This is a genomic window from Pradoshia sp. TA40_28 (assembly GCF_059694525.1).
This window is the reverse complement of sequence record NZ_JCATZO010000003.1, coordinates 317,554-333,191: the sequence shown is the minus strand read 5'-3', so window position 1 is coordinate 333,191 and position 15,638 is coordinate 317,554. Positions and strand designations below refer to the sequence as shown.

Below are 15,638 nucleotides of genomic sequence, written 5' to 3'. Positions count from 1 at the left end.
TCCTTATCATTTCTGGACACTAAAAGAGAGCAATGGACAATTTTTTGTAGAAAAAGTAGATTTTATTAGTTAAAAATACTTTATACCATGTTATCATTAAATCATTGATATGAACTTATTTATATATTATTTGTCTCGTTTTGAATAGGAGGCTTCATATGAAGTATGTGATAGGGATACTGGTGATTATCTTCATTGCTTTTATTGTTGGAATATTGGCAAGGAAGAAGCACTACAGAGAAATAGATCGACTTGCAGATAAAAAAATAGACATCATGAACAGGCCAATCGCCGAAGAACTAGCCCGAGTAAAAAGCTTGAATATGACTGGGCAAACAGAAAGAATGTTTGAAAGATGGCGCAATGAGTGGGATGTTATCCAAACGGATCGACTTGCCGAGGTTGAAACTTTGCTTTTTGATGCAGAGGAATATGCGGACAAGTACCGGTTCAATAAGTCAGTACAAGTTCAAAGACAAATTGAGCACGTTATTGATGAAATAGAGATTACACTCTCGGCTATGCTTCATGAATTGAATGAACTTGTGGGCAGTGAGGAACAAAATAAAAAGCTGGTAGAAGAGCTTTTAATGGCTTACCGTGAAGAAAAGAAACGACTATTGGCACATCGTCATAGTTTTGGAGAAGCAGCGGAAAAGCTTGAAGAGGAATTTGAAAAACTCGCTCATGATTTTCAAATATTCACGAATCAGACAGATTCAGGCGATTATCTTGAAGCCAGAGAGCAGGTGCTTGGAATCCAGGCGAAATTACAAAATCTAAAAGAGAAATTAGATGTTATCCCTGATTTAATTGGTCATTGCCAAATACATATACCAGGACTTTTACATGAACTCAAAATGGGATACACGGAAATGTGTGAGCAAGGATACCCACTGGGTCATATGTATTTTGAGACGGAAATTGAAAAAATGGAACAGGATTTGGAGAAATACAGAACTTACATTGCGGACGCCAATATTGAAGAAGCCGCAAAGGGGATTGAAGAATTAAATGAGTCCATTCAATCTTATTATGACCTTCTGGAAAAAGAGGTTATGGCCCGTCAGTATGTGTTATCCGTTAAAGATTTGTATCAGCAAAAACTGGATCAATCCATTGATCAGCTAGATAGGCTTGATGAAGAGACTAATTTGGTTAAACAAATTTATCAAATGCCTGAAAAAGAGCTGGAAGCGCGATCTAATATCGACAAAACGCTGATTACCTTAAAATCAAAATGGGAAATGCTCAAAGAAAAAATATATGAAAAAGAGACCGCTTATACAGCATTGAAAGAGGACATCATCGAGCTAGAATCCAAATTGGAAACACTGGAAGGCTTACAAAAGGAATTTGAAGAGAAATTGAATACTCTTCGCAAGGATGAAATGGAATCAAGAGAATTGATCAGAAAGCTGCAAAAAAGCATGGCTGAATCTTTAAGGATCATTAAATCAAGCAATATTCCTGGAATGCCGACATCCTATGAATTAATGGTCGTGCAAGCAAAAGAAAGTATTGCGGAAGTTATGGGGAAATTAGAAGAAAAGCCATTGAATATGAATGCGGTCATGCACCATCTTGATATTGCAAGTGTAGCGGTTAGTCGTGTTCAGGAGGCTACTGTTGAATTAACTGAACAAGTGCTGATGGCTGAGAAGGTGATCCAATATGGAAACCGATATAGGAGACAATACCCAACAGTCGCTGTTGCACTGACGGAAGCAGAAAAGCAATTCCGCAATTATCAATACCAGGATGCCCTGGAGCAAGCTGCTGAAGCAATTGAGAAAGTAGAACCTGGTTCATTAAAAAAAATTCAAGAGTATCTTGAACATAGCAATGTATAGACCAGTCTGGACTTACCAGTCTGGTCTTTTACTTTGTTATTTCGGCATAAGATGTAGCCAATAGAGAAAATTACTTTATAAACAGGACGGGATATGCTACATTTTCTTATTGATAGGAAGGGGAAAAAGCATGATTTATTTAGATAATAGCGCAACAACAAAACCCTATAAGGAAGTTATTGATTCCTTTAAAAAAGTTTCAGAAGACTATTGGGGTAATCCTTCCTCTTTGCATGGTTTCGGAAGTAAGTCTGAAAAGCTGCTGACACAGGCAAGAGAGCAGGTTGCGAGTCTTCTGGGAGTTAAGGGTACTGAAATTATCTTTACTTCAGGAGGGACTGAAAGCAATAATTTAGCTATTAAAGGGATAGCTGAAAATTATCAAAATAGAGGGAAGCATATTATTACTTCCTCCGTTGAACATCCTTCCGTAAAAAACCCGTTCGAACAGTTAAAGAAAATCGGATATGAGGTAACCTATCTGCCTGTCAATCAAGATGGCAGAGTGGAATTGGAACAAGTAAAGGAAGCCATACGTGAAGATACCATTTTGGTGTCGGTTATGCATGTTAATAATGAAGTAGGCACTATACAACCTATTTATGAAATTGGGGATCTCCTAAAGAATTATCCTAAAATACATTATCATGTAGATGGAGTTCAGGGATTTGGCAAGGTTGAACTATCATTACGTGATGCTTATATTGATTTATTTTCTTTATCAGGACATAAATTCCATGGACTGAAAGGAACAGGAATTCTTTATGCAAGAGAAGGAGTTACACTTTCACCCTTAATGTCAGGGGGCAACCAGGAAAGAGGGCTGCGCAGTGGCACGGAAAGCTTGGCTGGTGCTGTATCGTTAGCTAAAGCCATGAGAATGGTAAAAGAAAAGAGCAAGGAAGGCATTGTTAGAATGAACGAATGGCGTTCCCGGATCCTGCAGGGTCTATCCTGTATGGAGAATGTTGTTATTAATTCACCTATAGAACATGCAGCTCCGCATATTATTAATTTTTCCATTCCTGGACTTAAATCAGAAACCTTCGTTCATACTTTGGAGGAGTTTGGGATCTATGTATCCACAAATAGTGCGTGTTCATCGAAGAAAAAAACGGTTAGCCAAACACTTCTTGCTATGGGAAAAAATGAGCAAATAGCCAGTAGTTCTATAAGAATCAGTTTGGACTATGATCATTCGCTCGAAGAAATAGACAAAGCGCTTAAAGAAATTGAAAGAGCCATCCAAATGTTAAGTGAGGTAAGAAAGAAATGATAAAATTTGATCATATCGTAATCCGCTACGGTGAGATTACATTAAAGAAAAGAAACCGTAAAGGCTTTATTGCTAAGTTACGTAAAAATATAAAAAATGCATTGGTAGATTATCCCGAAGTTCGTATTGAGGCACAGCATGAGAGAATGTATATTCACTTACAAGGTGCAGATTACCTGCCGATTTTGGATATTGTTAAAAAAATATATGGAATTTCCTCCGTAAGTCCGGCACTGAAAGTAGAAAAAGAAATTTCTGCAATTCAGGAATCTGCCTTATTTTATATCAATCATTTAACCAGGGAAATCCGTACATTTAAAATTGATGCTAAACGTGCTGATAAAACATTTCCATATTCAACATATGATTTAAATGGATTAGTGGGGGGCTATTGTTTACAGCATGTAGACGGACTAAAGGTTGATGTCCACAATCCTGATTTGAAATTGAGAGTGGAAGTCAGAAAAGATGCCGCTTATATCACTGGTGAAAAAATCATTGGTGCTGGTGGTTTGCCAGTTGGAAGCAGCGGTTCAGCTATGCTTATGCTTTCTGGAGGAATTGATAGCCCTGTCGCTGGTTATTTGACCATGAAGAGGGGAGTGGAGATTGAATGTGTGCACTTTTACAGTCCTCCTTTCACAAGCGAGCGCTCAAAGCAAAAGGTAATTGATCTGGCTAATAAGCTGGCAGAAGTAAATGGTCGAATGGTCTTACATGTTGTCCCATTTACTGAAATTCAAAAGTTGATTCAAAAACAAATACCCGATAACTATACAATGACAACAACACGCAGATTGATGTTAAAAATCACAGATGCTATCAGGGAGAAACAAAATGGGCTTGCGATTGTAACGGGTGAAAGTCTGGGGCAGGTTGCCAGCCAAACGATGGAAAGTATGTATACTATAAACGAGGTGACAAATACCCCGATTCTTAGACCGCTTATTGCAATGGATAAAACGGATATTATTGAGATTGCAGAAAAAATTGAAACTCATGATATTTCGATACGTCCTTATGAGGATTGCTGTACAGTATTTACACCTTCTAACCCAAAAACAAAGCCAAAAAGAGAAAAAGTCGGTCATTACGAAAGCTTTGTCGACTTTGATCCACTGATTAGTGAGGCGCTTGAGAATACGGAAATGTTGATATTCACAGGTCAAAAGGAGAAGTCAGAAACAGAGGATTTATTCTAGAATTATTTGTGAACAATTACCATTCTAAATCTGGAATGAAGATATGTGTTTTTACACACTCTATTATCACAAGGAGGTGAAAAACACATGTCTAACAACTCAAACAATCTTTTGGTACCAGGAGTTGAACAAGCTCTTGATCAAATGAAATACGAAATCGCTTCTGAGTTTGGAGTACAACTTGGAGCAGAAACAACATCTCGTGCTAACGGTTCTGTTGGTGGAGAGATCACTAAACGTCTTGTTCAAATGGCTGAGCAACAATTGGGTGGAGGATTCTCCAGATAATTAAATAATATGGCTACAGAAAGCGGATTTTAAATCCGCTTTCTTTTTTTGTGGCCATTCTTGCCCACTCTTTAAACTTGGGATGATAAATTCTTCCGAGCGGGACATCATTTTGAATTTTCTGACTCATTTATTGTAAATGGATGTATAATGGAAAATGATTACCATTATTTGTTTAGAGGAGGAAAGGGAGATGGAAAATCACAGCCTGATCGCACCGGAACAATATAATTTAGTCAGTGAAGTGGAGAAATATAAAAAGGATGGCTCCAGAACAGCTTTAATTTGGGAGGATGAGTCTGGGAAAAAGCAACAAATTACGTATGGGGAATTAATTAAAAAAGTAAATAAAGTTGGTCACATTTTGATGGAGGAAGGGATAAGGGAGGGAGATAAAGTGTTGGTTATGATCCCTCGCTTAATTGAAGCCTATGTAACTTATTTGGCGGTACTGAAAATTGGGGCAGTGGTCATACCATGTTCAGAAATGCTTCGAAAACAGGATCTTGTTTATCGAAGGACCCATTCGGAAGCCAAGGCAGTCATTGTTCATAGCCCCTATACCTCTTTATTCACAGATATACTAGCGAAGGAATCTCTTAAGTCATTTGTCATTAATGGTGATGAAGAAGGCTGGATTCAGTTGGATGAACGAATGGGACATGCTTCTGAGGAGTTAGAACTAGTAAAAACAAGCAGAGATCAGATTGCTTTTTTATCCTATACATCTGGTACCACGGGGCACCCCAAAGGAGTCATACATACTCATGGCTGGGCATATGCACATCTTAGGACCGCGGCATCAAATTGGCTGTCAATCGGAGAAGAGGATGTTGTATGGGCTACAGCAGGGCCTGGTTGGCAAAAGTGGATTTGGAGTCCATTCTTATCAGTCCTTGGTTCGGGAGCTACAGGCTTTATTTATCATGGTAAATTTGAAGCAGAAACATATTTACAATTAATTGATCAGCATAGAATAACGGTTTTGTGCTGTACGCCTACGGAATATCGATTAATGGCAAAGGTAGACAGCCTCGACCGATATAGTTTAAGTAGCTTACACAGCGCTGTCTCTGCAGGAGAACCGCTAAATAGAGAGGTAATAGATACATTTCAAAAATATTTTGGAGTTACGGTTCGTGATGGATATGGACAAACAGAGAATACGCTTCTTGTTGGTGTCATGAAGGGGATGGATATAAAGCCGGGATCCATGGGAAAACCCACTCCGGGAAATATAGTTGAAATCATTGATGATGAGGGACGAATTTGTCAAACTGGAGAAGTTGGTGATATAGCGGTCCATATTAAAACCCCAGCATTATTCAAACAGTACTATAAGGATCCTGAACGTACAGCCATGCAGTTTAGAGGGGATTTTTATATTACTGGAGACAAGGCAAAAAAAGATGAAGATGGGTATTTTTGGTTTGAAGGGCGACGTGATGATATTATCATCAGTTCGGGCTATACAATCGGACCATTTGAGGTAGAGGATGCATTGGTTAAGCATCCTGATGTGAAAGAATGTGCTGTTATAGGCAGCCCGGATGATGTAAGAGGACAAGTGGTAAAAGCGTTCATTGTTTTGCAGAAAGGGGTGGATCCCGATCGTCCTCAATTAATTAAGGACCTCCAAGACCATGTGAAACAACTGACTGCTCCTTATAAATATCCAAGGAAGATTGCCTTTGTTGAGGAATTACCCAAAACAATCAGCGGTAAAATCATGCGCATCCAGTTAAGAAACATGGAAACCGAGCTATCTAAACTGCAATAATTTTATTAAAAAGGATGATCCGTAAAAGAATCATCCTTTTTTGCTTTATAGAAATGTTCTTTGTACTTTTTCCCAAAAAGAATTATGCCTTAACTTAACGGTTTTAATATATTTTCCACTTAATTTAAAATCTAATCGATCGATCGCCTGGATACTCATGGCTTCATTATCCATCCCAATAATCGGGTAATCGTTTTCAATATCTTTTACTTGAAGGGAGAGAGTACGATGCGGCCCCAAAATAAAAGAAGAACCAAGAGTACGATAATGATTATTATTCATTGATGCAATTTCACTCACCTGCATACAGTCAAGCAATGGGTCGACAACTGCGCCATTAACTGACTTGTTGTAGGCTGTACTTCCTGTAGGTGTAGAAATAATCATTCCATCACCACGGAATGTCTCGAAGAAGATATCATCAATTTTGACATCTATAGCAAGTGTTTTGATTAATGCCGAACGGAAGGTACATTCATTTAAGCATTCAAAACTAATTTCATTATCGATGGCTACTTCAATTGTAGGATATTTTCTCACCTCAATGATGGGCTTGGTGACTGCTTCTACCATACTTTCAGTATCATTAATATAAAAATCACAATACATATTTAATTGTTTATTCAGTGAAATGCCTGCATACAAGCAGTCCTCTCTAAAACCTGTTTTTCGTACTGCCTGAAGAAACGTACCATCGTCTCCAATACTGACAATGATATTGGCATCTTTATGTTCATCAACGGTCGTAAACCCATAGTTAACTATGTTTTCTTTTAACGTGTTGATTCTTTCTAACATTTCTTGCCCCTCTTTGTAATAAAAGAAAATATTTCTGCGCTCGCCCATCTTGTTCCCTCCTTGTAGGTTTGGGTATTTCAAATACTAATTTTACCCAATTTGGTGATATAATAATTTTATCATGAATAATATGAACATTTAAACTACTTATGTAAGATTGGGGGACAAAAAGTATGAGTAAAAAAAGATGGTTGGCATTAGGAATAGCCGCAGTGATATTTTTTGTATCGGTTCTTATGAATACGATCTCATCACTTTCTAGTGAAGAGTCTGCTATGACAGGCCTATTTGAGGATACTTTATTTGAGGAGGATATCATTGAAGAAGGGGATGTCAACAGTCAAATCGTTGTTATGGATGTAGAAGGAGTCATTCAGGATACGGGTGAAGAAGAAGGTTATTTTGCAACTGCAGCCTATAATCACCGATCCTTTATGGAACGATTGAATGCCATTAAGGACAATGATCAGGTGAAAGGTATTATTTTACGAGTGAACAGCCCGGGTGGCGGTGTTGTGGAAAGTGCAGAAATACATAATAAATTAAGGCAAATTAAAAAGGAAACAAAGAAACCGATTTATGTATCAATGGGTGCGCAGGCTGCATCTGGCGGGTATTATATTTCAACACCAGCCGATAAGATATTTGCGAGTCCTGAAACAATGACAGGTTCACTTGGAGTCATCATGCAAAGCTATAACTTCGAGGGATTAGCTGAAAAGTATGGAATTGACATGGTCACTATTAAAAGCGGGAAGTTTAAGGATTTAATGAATCCGTTCAGAGAAGTGACGGAGGATGAGAAGGAAATTCTCCAGTCGATGGTAACCAGCTCCTATGATCAATTTGTGAAGGTCATTGCGGATGGTCGAAGCATGCCTGAGGATGAAGTAAGAAAAATTGCTGACGGACGTATATATGATGGCCGTCAAGCGATGGAGATTAATTTAGTTGATGAGCTTGGGTATTTGGAAGATGCTATTTCCGATATGAAAAAGAATGAGAATTTAAAAGGGGCCCAAGTGGTTCGTTTAGTCGGATCAGAGAGCTTGGGCTCATTATTTTCGATGAAAATGCAACAATGGGTAGGCACTAATGATGAGGTAAGCACGATTAAAGGGTTAATGACTGAAAATCAATCGCCACGGATGATGTATTTATATTCTGCGAATTAAGGAGGGTGGAAAATGGAAGATTATCAAGAAGAACTGACTTTAGACGAACAGATACAGCCTCCTGACTCTGTTCTAAATCATCAACGTGCGGGTTTTTGGATGAGATTTTGGGCCTATCTCATCGATCTTATTGTAATAGGCAGTATAAGTCGACTATTTATTAATCCGATTTTCAGGTTGCTTGATATTTCTATGGATGATACGGGTATCTTCTCAGCCTATACCATTGTTGATTCTATTGTATTTTTTGGTTATTTTATTCTAACTTCTAAATTTTTAGCCCAAACTCTTGGGAAAATGGTTATGGGTTTAAAGGTGGTGTCGCTGGTTGGAACGCCTTTAGATTGGAAAACGATAATCTTTAGAGAATGGATTGGCCGATATATCTCCGCAGTGCTTATGCTTGGTTATATCGTTATTGCCTTCAATCCTAAAAAGCAGGGCTTTCATGATATGTTCAGTGATACGGTGGTTGTGTTAGAAGCGCGTAATAAATAACAGTAAGATTTAAAAGACTCCTCACTTTTAAGAAAGGGTCTCAGACTGTAGACAAAGTCCAGATCTTAGAGGACCTTGTCTGCAGTCTTTTGTTTTCAGAGTTCTCATCGGTTAACGCTATTTTCTACAGAATGGGTTCGCTTTCCGCGGGCAAGCATCAAGCCTCCTCGCGCTCTGCGCTGGGGTCTTGATACGCTTGTTTTTCCCGCAGGAGTCTCGCCCATTCTGCAGAAAATAGGTCACTGCGTTATAAGGAGTTCCCAAGGTATAAGACGGAAATCTTCTGTTTTCTATAATATTAGATAGCTATTATTTACCAAAGTGATGACTTAGAATGTAGCCTAAACATACGCAAATGAATTGAATTCCTTATGTCTACAATCTGAGACTCCTTTTTTTATAAAGGGGGTCTTTTTTGCTGCCTGAGTGAAAAAATAGAGGGAGGGACGTTTAAAAGCTGTCATTCTTGACCATACTGCATGTTTGATAACGTATTGGGAGGGATATAAACGATGAAGCTTTTATTACTGATTGGTTTGGTTGTGCTAATCCTTATATCCATCTTTTTATTATCGAAAGTAACGATACATATTAACTATTATCACAATCAGGAAAAAGACAGGGCTATTATTAAAATTCGATTATGGAAAGGGCTAATTAGTTATTCTAAAGAGATACAGCTGCCTGATGAAAAATACGAACCTTCCTCTTACCAAGAAAGTACCTATCGCCAACATAAGCAAACATCCTTTACTAATGAATCCTTATCTATGGAGGATGTTCAAGCTGCATTTCAACATTTAAAGGATATGCTCTCACAATTGAAAGGCTATCAACTAGCTACAAAAAGAATCACTTCAAAAATACAAATAACAGATTTACAAATGGACATTCATTACGGTACTGGAGAGGCATCCACTACAGCACTGGCAACCGGTGCATTATGGAGCCTATCTGGTGGGATGATCGCCATCATCAGCGAATATTTTTTATTAATGGTACATCCTAAAATTGATATTATTCCGCATTTTTCGGTCAAGAAACCATTTGAAACTAAAATAGAATGCATAGCTCAGCTGCGAATGGCGAAAACTATACATGCAGGTTGGAAGCTGGCACGTTTATTGCTAAGAAAATGAAAAATACTAATGCAAAAAATGCAGGAGGTTTTAAAATGTCCAATCATCCAATTGAAGGCCTAATGAATTCAGCAATGGAAAATTTAAAAAGTATGATTGATGTTAATACGATTATCGGTGATCCCGTAGAAACTCCTGATGGCAGTGTGATTATGACAGTGTCGAAGGTTGGGTTTGGCTATGCAGCCGGAGGCAGCGACTATCATATCAGTGGGGGCAGCCAGGGAGCTGGAGGCGAAGGGCATCGTCATCCATTTGGCGGGGGAAGCGCAGGCGGGGTTTCCATTACACCGATTGCTTTTCTGATTGTTAATGCACAAGGGGTAAAAATGCTTCATCTAAATGAAAGCACTCATCTAATCGAGAAAATACTGGAGTCTGCTCCGGTTGCGATGGACAAAGTGGGATCGATGATTTCGAAGATGGGGGATAACAATAAAAAAAATGACTCCAATCAGTCTTCATCGAATCCTTCTTCCGATGATGCTGGGAACAGTTTCATGTGATTATTCATCAGAATTAATTTAATGTAACCACATTTCTTAATAGAATGTGGTTATTTTTTTACAAAAAGTCTGAATATCTCTATACTTAAGAAGGAAGAGAAAATATCGGGATTTAAGGAGGAATTAGTATGGCAACAGTAACATTTAAAGGGAATCCGGTTACTTTAGTGGGTAAAGAAATAAAAGTAGGTGATTCTGCACCAGATTTTACAGTGTTGGCAAATGACTTATCCCCGGTAACCTTAAAGGATACAGACGGGAAAATTAGAATTATTAGTGTCGTACCATCTTTGGATACAGGCGTTTGTGACGCGCAAACTAGAAAATTCAATGAAGAGGCAGCAAAATTAGAAGATGTTGTAGTATTGACAGTAAGTATGGATCTTCCTTTTGCTCAAAAACGCTGGTGTGCAGCAGCAGGTTTGGAAAATGTAATGACTGTTTCTGATCACCGTGATGCTTCTTTTGGAGAAGCATATGGAGTATTGATGAAAGAATTACGTTTGTTAGCACGTTCTGTCTTCGTTATCGACAGCGCTAATAAAATAACTTATGCGGAGTATGTTCCGGAAGGCACTACTCATCCGCAATATGAAGCGGCATTGGAAGCGGCAAAAACAGCAAAATAAATTTTAAAATAGAAGCAATGAACTGCCCCTTGAAGTTAGACAGATATTCTAACATTAAGGGGCGTTTTTTTGCCGATTGATCAGTCTTCTTTGTTTAATGAATGATTAGACTTGTTCTTTAGGAAACGTAATACTACAATGGGGAAAGTAAATGTGCAAAAGCTGGAGGAAATGATAATGATCACAACAAATGTTGAAACTATATACGAATTAATAACATCAACTGCAAAGATAATACAAGACGAACTTGGGATTACTGAAATGGAAGCAATCGCGGAAACAGGTGAAAATTGGTTCCATAATGCTGTACTTCAGGAGGAATTAAGTGAACTGGCAGTCAAACGATTGAAGAATAGCTATCAGGATAAGCCTTTAGAACAATTTAGTAAAGAGGATATCCGGAAAGGCTGGCAATTGGCCGTGTTGAAATCCATGAGAACGAATGTTCAGGCCAATCATCAAATGACTCCAGATGCATTGGGATTCTTGTTTGCTTACCTGCTTGAAAAGTTCACAAAAAAACAAGCATCATTATCCATAACAGATTTGGCAGTTGGAACAGGCAACCTTCTGTTCTCTGTTTTAAATACACTAGATAAAAAAGAAGTAGATGCTACAGGTGTTGAAGTAGATGATACGTTAATAAGGTTGGCCTACTGCGGAGCTAATCTAATTGGGCACCCTATCCAATTTTTGCATCAGGATAGCTTACAACCATTATTTATTAATCCTGCTGATGCAATTGTTTGTGATTTGCCTATCGGTTATTATCCAAACGATCAACGAGCAGCTGATTTTAAATTGAAATCAGAAAATGGAATGTCCTATGCTCATCATTTATTAATTGAACAAAGCTTTATGTACTCCAAAGATGGGGCCTATTTATTCTTTTTAGTTCCTAACGATCTTTTCAACACGTCAGAGGCTAAAGCGCTCCATCAATTTATTAGCGAAGAGGGATTTATTCAGGGAATGATCCAGTTGCCTGAAAGTTTATTCCAATCGAAGCAATCGTCGAAAAGTATTCTTATCCTGCAGAAAAAAGGGAATGATATAAAAGCACCAAAACAGGTATTGCTCGTCAATATGCCAAAACTATCTGATCGAGAAGCGACAGCTTCCATGTTAAAGAAAATTGATGCATGGATAGAAGAAGAAAAGTAAATAAAGTCAACCATTTACCATCATTAATTTTTTTGACAAGTTAGAATAGTTGAAATAAAATAATATTATTGTGAAAACGGTAACAAATGAATTTCGGCTTGCGAGAACGCTGTTTCAATGTTTTAATTGGAATCGAGAACCTATAAATAATCAGTTACCGTGTAACATCTATGTCTATTCACAAATGTAAGGAGCAGAGAATATATGTCAAAAATAATCGCGATTAATGCAGGAAGTTCCTCTTTAAAATTTCAATTATTTGAGATGCCTGAGGAAACTGTAATCACAAAAGGGATTGTAGAAAGAATCGGACTTCAAGACTCCATTTTTACAATTACGGTAAATGGAGAAAAGAAAACGATGGTTACAGAAATACCTGACCATTCTGTTGCCGTAAAGCTTTTGCTTGAAAAGCTTACTGAATATAAAATCATCAATTCTCTTGAAGAGATTGAAGGAATTGGACACAGAATCGTACATGGTGGAGAAATCTTTAAGGATTCTGCCGTTATTACGGACGAAGTTTTAGAGCAAATTGAAGACTTGGCTGAATTAGCGCCACTTCACAATCGTGCGAACGCAACTGGTATCAGAGCTTTCCGTGAAGTATTACCAAACGTACCAGCAGTTGCTGTTTTCGATACAGCATTCCACCAAACAATGCCTGAAAGCTCTTATCTATACAGCTTACCATATGACTATTATAAAGATTACGGAATCCGTAAATATGGTTTCCACGGAACTTCTCATAAATATGTATCTGAGCGTGCAGCAGAGTTATTAAAACGTCCTCTTGAGCAATTGCGCTTAATCTCTTGCCACTTAGGAAATGGAGCAAGTATTACAGCAATTGAAGGCGGAAAATCAATCGATACAACAATGGGATTCACTCCATTAGAAGGTTTAACAATGGGAACAAGATCCGGAAGCTTAGATCCTGCCTTAATTCCATTCTTAATGGCTAAAACAGGAAAAACAGCTGATGATGTAATCAATATTCTTAATAAAAAATCCGGTATGCTTGGTGTGTCCGGTTTCTCCAGCGATTTACGTGATATTGAACAAGCTGCTGAAGAAGGTAACGAGCGTGCTGAATTGGCTATATCTAAATTTGCCGACGGTATTCACAAATATATCGGTTCCTATGCAGCAAAAATGAATGGTGTAGACGCAATCATTTTCACTGCAGGTATCGGAGAAAATAGTTCTGAAATCCGTGCACGTGTATTAAAAGGCTTGGAATTCATGGGCGTATATTGGGATCCAGCTTTAAACAATGTACGTGGAAAAGAGCAATTTGTGAATCATCCATATTCACCGGTTAAAGTTATCATCATCCCAACAGATGAAGAAGTAATGATTGCCCGTGATGTAGTACGTTTAACACATTAATAACTGGCTGAAAAGGGAAATTACGAATAGTGATTCTCCTTTGAAGCTAATGGAAAAGGAATTCAGAAATGGTCTTTTTAGGCCATAGTCTGAATTCCTTATTTATTTTAAGGAATTTTCAAATTTATATACAGTAAAATTAGGAATATCTTCATTCATCTGGGTTCTTCATTTCGTCTTTCTTCTTATAAGCTTTTGAATATACTCTTCCATATCATCTTTGGCTTTCCCTCTTCTATTCAGTCAAATTGGTGACACTTGACTGAATAGAAGAGGGAAGCGCAAACAAAGAAACTGCAGATAAGATTTTAAATAATCAAACACTGAACTACAGTCTTAAATTGGGACTTTATGATCATTCTAAAACAGCATCACTACTGCAAGCATTTAGGCAATGAAGGAAAAGGGACGATTTGTGATATACTTTTTATAATAGACCATTTAAAGAGGTGATCATTTGGCGTTTACTAAACGAGATCAGGAAATTTGGATGGATTTAAAAGAATGGGAAGCAGAGATGAAAGCGAGTGAACCAACTGATTTTGAAACCTATTATGATCGTTGGATTGAGAATATGTTCAGGCTGTTGCCGGAAAGTACACAACAGGAACTTTTCTCTAAAATGGATAATTGGCTATTTCATCTTCATGCCATGATTCATGAGTCTCAATTTCAGACGGATGCACGAAATCGAATCGTCACAAATGCACGTATTTTTAATGAAAACATATCTACATTGAGTGACTTAAAGGATCTTTCCATTGATCAGCTCTCCTATATTGCTGAACAGCAAGTGGCCAAACATCGGCTATATTCTTTTATTCAGGGGGGCTTTTCGGCTATTAATGGCGGCCTGGTTCTGGCAGCAGATTTGCCAGCTCAAATGGTGATCAACTTAAGAAGCATTCAGCTGGTTGGTATTTCATATGGTTTTGAAATGAATACACCTTATGAAATTATGCTTTCATTAAAGGTATTCCATGCAGGTACAATGCCTGATCGGATGCAAAAGTACTTTTGGGAAAACTTAATGGAAGATTTGAAACACCCTCCATCTTATTTTTATGAAGGGGAGGAAGAGATGAGTAATGTATTTTGGTTTGACCAGCCTATTAAACAAATGATGAAGGTTATGGCTATATATTTCTTCAGGAAAAAAGTCTTCAAGGGATTCCCGGTTATCAGTGCGGCAATTGGATCGGGTGCAAATTACCGTTTAACTAAAAGAGTGACAGATTTCGCTGATAAATTTTATAAATACCGATATTTAAGTGAGAAAGAGAGCCTTTCTTGATTAGAGTTACATATCAACAAAGTGTGAAACTCTTCTAGCAAAGATAGAATTGCATAATATATGAATAAAATAAGTAGAAGCCGTCCTAAATTAAGGGCGGTTTTTTTGAGTGAATAGTTTCATTATAAATGCGTCTTACCTGTTATATTTTGATTGGTTCGGTACCAAATCCATAAATCATTAATGATTGAAGCATGTTCAGCAATTTCATAATTAAGGGTACACGCTGCTTCAAAATCGTCCTCATCATTTAAGAGATTTAATTTATGATTAATCATTCTTTCCAATTCTGCTATACGTTCCGGAATTGTTCCTCTAATCTGTTCCCAATGAATAAAAATAGCATCTTGCACCCCTAATGAGTAAACAGAAAAGTCTTGTTTTAAGCTAGGAATCGGTATTCCGAGACGTTCATTGTAAATAAAAAAATCGTCCATCGTAACTCTCCCCCTCAACATTTAGTTCATAAAAATAGTTTACACAATTGGGCAGTTATATACTAATTTCTTTTTTATAAAGATTAAAATTGCCGATAAACAATTCAGGTAAAAATAAATTTTCAGTTAACACTTGAAAAAGTAACATATTGTTGGTAAAGTGAATAACATATTCTAATGCATAAAAATATTATTTATTGAATAAAT

General features: G+C 37.5%; 15 protein-coding genes. 13 read left to right on the top strand and 2 right to left on the bottom strand.

The window, feature by feature from the left end; translation table 11 throughout:
* Positions 1-158 precede the first annotated feature (158 nt).
* The 5 genes from ezrA to mbcS all read left to right on the top strand — a co-directional run bounded on the left by ezrA (position 159) and on the right by mbcS (position 6,399).
* On the top strand, positions 159-1,853 hold the full coding sequence (gene ezrA / locus AC58NB_RS05695) for a septation ring formation regulator EzrA (protein ID WP_497425851.1): 1,695 nt from the start codon (positions 159-161) through the stop codon (positions 1,851-1,853).
* Between the two features lie 130 nt (positions 1,854-1,983).
* Positions 1,984-3,129 carry a cysteine desulfurase family protein gene (locus AC58NB_RS05690; protein WP_497425850.1) on the top strand — a complete coding sequence of 382 codons (1,146 nt, stop codon included), beginning with the start codon at positions 1,984-1,986 and terminating at the stop codon, positions 3,127-3,129.
* The gene (gene thiI, locus AC58NB_RS05685; RefSeq protein WP_497425915.1) at positions 3,129-4,331 is read left to right on the top strand and encodes a tRNA uracil 4-sulfurtransferase ThiI; all 1,203 of its coding nucleotides are present in this window, start codon (positions 3,129-3,131) and stop codon (positions 4,329-4,331) included. Before AC58NB_RS05690 ends, thiI begins: the two co-directional genes overlap by 1 nt.
* An 87-nt stretch (positions 4,332-4,418) precedes the next feature.
* On the top strand, positions 4,419-4,619 hold the full coding sequence (locus tag AC58NB_RS05680; RefSeq protein WP_066109002.1) for an alpha/beta-type small acid-soluble spore protein: 201 nt from the start codon (positions 4,419-4,421) through the stop codon (positions 4,617-4,619).
* 193 nt (positions 4,620-4,812) lie between these two features.
* Positions 4,813-6,399: an acyl-CoA synthetase MbcS gene (gene mbcS / locus AC58NB_RS05675; protein WP_497425849.1), complete on the top strand. Its 1,587-nt coding sequence runs from the start codon at positions 4,813-4,815 to the stop codon at positions 6,397-6,399.
* A gap of 45 nt (positions 6,400-6,444) precedes the next feature.
* Here the strand turns inward: mbcS and AC58NB_RS05670 are convergent, their stop codons facing one another.
* The gene (locus AC58NB_RS05670; RefSeq protein WP_497425848.1) at positions 6,445-7,245 is read right to left on the bottom strand and encodes an NAD kinase; all 801 of its coding nucleotides are present in this window, start codon (positions 7,243-7,245) and stop codon (positions 6,445-6,447) included.
* A 125-nt stretch (positions 7,246-7,370) separates the two neighbouring features.
* Between AC58NB_RS05670 and sppA the strand changes: the two genes are divergently transcribed.
* From sppA to AC58NB_RS05630, 8 genes are all read left to right on the top strand, one after another.
* Positions 7,371-8,372, top strand: a complete 1,002-nt coding sequence (gene sppA, locus AC58NB_RS05665; RefSeq protein WP_497425847.1) for a signal peptide peptidase SppA — start codon at positions 7,371-7,373, stop codon at positions 8,370-8,372.
* Between the two features lie 12 nt (positions 8,373-8,384).
* Complete coding sequence (locus tag AC58NB_RS05660) at positions 8,385-8,870, top strand: RDD family protein (protein WP_497425846.1); 486 nt, start codon at positions 8,385-8,387, stop codon at positions 8,868-8,870.
* Between the two features lie 512 nt (positions 8,871-9,382).
* A complete protein-coding gene (locus tag AC58NB_RS05655; protein WP_497425845.1) occupies positions 9,383-10,009 on the top strand; it encodes a DUF2953 domain-containing protein in 627 nt (208 codons plus the stop codon).
* Positions 10,010-10,044: 35 nt separating this feature from the next.
* Positions 10,045-10,515 (top strand): GerW family sporulation protein, encoded by a 471-nt coding sequence (gene ytfJ / locus AC58NB_RS05650; protein ID WP_497425844.1) that lies wholly within the window; start codon positions 10,045-10,047, stop codon positions 10,513-10,515.
* A 128-nt stretch (positions 10,516-10,643) separates the two neighbouring features.
* Positions 10,644-11,144 carry a thiol peroxidase gene (gene tpx, locus AC58NB_RS05645; protein WP_497425843.1) on the top strand — a complete coding sequence of 167 codons (501 nt, stop codon included), beginning with the start codon at positions 10,644-10,646 and terminating at the stop codon, positions 11,142-11,144.
* A 177-nt stretch (positions 11,145-11,321) separates the two neighbouring features.
* Positions 11,322-12,308, top strand: a complete 987-nt coding sequence (locus AC58NB_RS05640) for a class I SAM-dependent methyltransferase (RefSeq protein ID WP_497425842.1) — start codon at positions 11,322-11,324, stop codon at positions 12,306-12,308.
* A 204-nt stretch (positions 12,309-12,512) separates the two neighbouring features.
* The gene (locus AC58NB_RS05635; RefSeq protein ID WP_497425841.1) at positions 12,513-13,700 is read left to right on the top strand and encodes an acetate kinase; all 1,188 of its coding nucleotides are present in this window, start codon (positions 12,513-12,515) and stop codon (positions 13,698-13,700) included.
* A 457-nt stretch (positions 13,701-14,157) separates the two neighbouring features.
* Positions 14,158-14,994 (top strand): EcsC family protein, encoded by an 837-nt coding sequence (locus AC58NB_RS05630; protein WP_497425840.1) that lies wholly within the window; start codon positions 14,158-14,160, stop codon positions 14,992-14,994.
* A 122-nt stretch (positions 14,995-15,116) separates the two neighbouring features.
* On the opposite strand, the gene AC58NB_RS05625 is transcribed toward AC58NB_RS05630, so the two are convergent.
* Positions 15,117-15,431, bottom strand: a complete 315-nt coding sequence (locus AC58NB_RS05625; RefSeq protein ID WP_497425839.1) for a hypothetical protein — start codon at positions 15,429-15,431, stop codon at positions 15,117-15,119.
* Positions 15,432-15,638: the final 207 nt, after the last annotated feature.

What these genes read in the sequence shown, in the direction of transcription:
- ezrA (WP_497425851.1), top strand. Translation starts at nt 159, where the DNA reads ATGAAGTATGTGATAGGGATACTGGTGATTATCTTCATTGCTTTTATT.
- AC58NB_RS05690 (WP_497425850.1), top strand. Translation starts at nt 1,984, where the DNA reads ATGATTTATTTAGATAATAGCGCAACAACAAAACCCTATAAGGAAGTT.
- AC58NB_RS05680 (WP_066109002.1), top strand. Translation starts at nt 4,419, where the DNA reads ATGTCTAACAACTCAAACAATCTTTTGGTACCAGGAGTTGAACAAGCT.
- mbcS (WP_497425849.1), top strand. Translation starts at nt 4,813, where the DNA reads ATGGAAAATCACAGCCTGATCGCACCGGAACAATATAATTTAGTCAGT.
- AC58NB_RS05670 (WP_497425848.1), bottom strand. Translation starts at nt 7,245, where the DNA reads ATGGGCGAGCGCAGAAATATTTTCTTTTATTACAAAGAGGGGCAAGAA.
- sppA (WP_497425847.1), top strand. Translation starts at nt 7,371, where the DNA reads ATGAGTAAAAAAAGATGGTTGGCATTAGGAATAGCCGCAGTGATATTT.
- AC58NB_RS05660 (WP_497425846.1), top strand. Translation starts at nt 8,385, where the DNA reads ATGGAAGATTATCAAGAAGAACTGACTTTAGACGAACAGATACAGCCT.
- AC58NB_RS05655 (WP_497425845.1), top strand. Translation starts at nt 9,383, where the DNA reads ATGAAGCTTTTATTACTGATTGGTTTGGTTGTGCTAATCCTTATATCC.
- ytfJ (WP_497425844.1), top strand. Translation starts at nt 10,045, where the DNA reads ATGTCCAATCATCCAATTGAAGGCCTAATGAATTCAGCAATGGAAAAT.
- tpx (WP_497425843.1), top strand. Translation starts at nt 10,644, where the DNA reads ATGGCAACAGTAACATTTAAAGGGAATCCGGTTACTTTAGTGGGTAAA.
- AC58NB_RS05640 (WP_497425842.1), top strand. Translation starts at nt 11,322, where the DNA reads ATGATCACAACAAATGTTGAAACTATATACGAATTAATAACATCAACT.
- AC58NB_RS05635 (WP_497425841.1), top strand. Translation starts at nt 12,513, where the DNA reads ATGTCAAAAATAATCGCGATTAATGCAGGAAGTTCCTCTTTAAAATTT.
- AC58NB_RS05625 (WP_497425839.1), bottom strand. Translation starts at nt 15,431, where the DNA reads ATGGACGATTTTTTTATTTACAATGAACGTCTCGGAATACCGATTCCT.